2 protein-coding genes and 1 pseudogene are annotated in these 1477 nt (G+C 68.2%); 2 read left to right on the forward strand and 1 reads right to left on the reverse strand.

Annotated elements, in window-relative coordinates:
* Together AB8Z36_RS38280 and AB8Z36_RS38285 are read left to right on the forward strand one after the other, a co-directional pair.
* Positions 1-630: MFS transporter (locus AB8Z36_RS38280; RefSeq protein WP_369217977.1), on the forward strand; the 630-nt coding region annotated here is incomplete at its 5' end.
* Between the two features lie 256 nt (positions 631-886).
* Positions 887-1261, forward strand: a complete 375-nt coding sequence (locus AB8Z36_RS38285) for an RNA polymerase-binding protein RbpA (protein WP_030360404.1) — start codon at positions 887-889, stop codon at positions 1259-1261.
* Positions 1262-1289: 28 nt separating this feature from the next.
* On the opposite strand, the pseudogene AB8Z36_RS38290 reads toward AB8Z36_RS38285, so the two are convergent.
* Positions 1290-1477 (reverse strand): annotated as a pseudogene (locus tag AB8Z36_RS38290) (FxsA family membrane protein); the annotation flags it as partial.

Genomic DNA, 1477 nt, shown 5'->3' on the forward strand with positions numbered 1-1477 from the left:
CGGCAGCTCGTGTCGACGGTGCGGGACATGCGGCGCCATCCGTACACGCTCGCGTTTCTGCTGGCCTACCTGGTCTACAACGACGGCGTGCAGACGGTGATCTCGCAGGCGTCCGTCTACGGCTCCGAGGAACTGGGGCTCAGCCAGTCCACGCTGATCGTCGCGGTCCTCCTCGTGCAGGTCCTCGCGGTCGCCGGGGCGCTCGCCATGGGCAGGCTCGCGCGGACCCGCGGGGCCAAGAGGACCATCCTCGCCTCGCTGCTCGCCTGGACGGTGACGATCGGGGCCGGGTACTTCCTGCCCGCGGGGGCGCCCGCCTGGTTCTTCGTGCTCGCCGCCGGAATCGGACTTGTGCTCGGGGGCACGCAGGCGCTCTCCCGTTCGCTCTTCTCGCACCTGGTCCCGCGCGGCAAGGAGGCCGAGTACTTCTCCGCCTACGAGATCAGCGACCGGGGCATGGCCTGGCTCGGGCCGCTGATCTTCGGGCTCACCTACCAGCTCACGGGGAGTTACCGGGACGCGATCGTCTCCCTCGTGGTCTTCTTCCTGCTGGGTTTCGCCCTGCTCGCGAGGGTGCCGGTACGGCGTGCGGTGCGCGACGCGGGAAATCCCGTACCCGATCGGATTTAGCAACTGGAGCCAAAGGCCGGTAGTGTACGCGTTTGGCCTGCCAGGCGGACCGTTACTGCGAGCTGAAGTGTCAAGAACGCTGGGTGACATCTGCTGCCAGATGTGACAAACCGGGCGCTGGTGGGTACAACAAGGGGCGGCATACGACGGCGACGCATGACCCTGAACGGGAATCTTTACCGCCGACCGGACGTTGACCGGATGACGACGACAGCGACACCTGTCCTGTGGGCGACAAGCCCGGGAGGCACGATTCATGAGTGAGCGAGCTCTTCGCGGCACGCGTCTCGTGGTGACAAGCTACGAGACCGACCGCGGCATCGACCTGGCCCCGCGCCAGGCCGTGGAGTACGCATGCCAGAACGGACATCGTTTTGAGATGCCGTTCTCGGTCGAGGCGGAGATCCCGCCGGAGTGGGAGTGCAAGGTCTGCGGGGCCCAGGCACTCCTGGTCGACGGCGACGGACCTGAGGAGAAGAAGGGCAAGCCGGCGCGTACGCACTGGGACATGCTCATGGAGCGGCGCACGCGAGAAGAACTCGAAGAGGTTCTGGAGGAGCGCCTCGCGGTCCTCCGCTCCGGCGCCATGAACATCGCGGTGCATCCGCGCGACAGCCGCAAGTCCGCCTGACGACGGACGCGGCGCACGACCGCAACACCTAGCGCGTCAAAGAGGGCCGGGGCCACTGCTCAGCGTGCGGGTCGTCCGGGTGCGGGCCGCGCCGCGGCTCGTCGTCCCTGATGACCTCGCCGGGCACGACCTTGCCGTCGGGGCGGTGCATGCGGGCCTGCTGGAAGGCGTCCCCGAAGCCGCCGCGCGCCGCCTCACGGACCTTGCGCTCGAAGG

Source organism: Streptomyces flavofungini (assembly GCF_041028215.1).
Lineage (GTDB): Bacteria > Actinomycetota > Actinomycetes > Streptomycetales > Streptomycetaceae > Streptomyces > Streptomyces flavofungini_B.